The organism is Paraburkholderia rhynchosiae, from assembly GCF_002879865.1.
Lineage (GTDB): Bacteria > Pseudomonadota > Gammaproteobacteria > Burkholderiales > Burkholderiaceae > Paraburkholderia > Paraburkholderia rhynchosiae.
On record NZ_PNXY01000161.1, the window covers coordinates 1 to 256 of the forward strand.

Consider the following 256-nt stretch of genomic DNA (forward strand, 5'->3'; position numbering starts at 1 on the left):
ACAGGTCAGCCAGTCTTTCATGCAACAGATCGATTTCATGTTCCCACGCTTTCGCGATCTCTTTCATAGTCCTATACCAAGTAGTAGTACTAACTTACTATAGGAAAAAATAACTACGGCTGTAGTGTTAGAGAATGTTTCAAAAAGAGTCGTCCGAGCGCTGAAGCGTTCGCCAGCAGATCAGGCAACATGCGAGTTTAAGGAGCCCTTCATGGATGTCGGCACGACGCTCATATCGAGTGCGAAGGCGGCGAAA

Annotated in this window: 1 pseudogene; it reads right to left on the reverse strand. The window is 46.9% G+C overall.

Annotated features, from left to right (window positions below):
- Positions 1-139: 139 nt before the first annotated feature.
- Positions 140-256: pseudogene (locus tag C0Z16_RS37270) on the reverse strand (IS5/IS1182 family transposase); the annotation flags it as partial.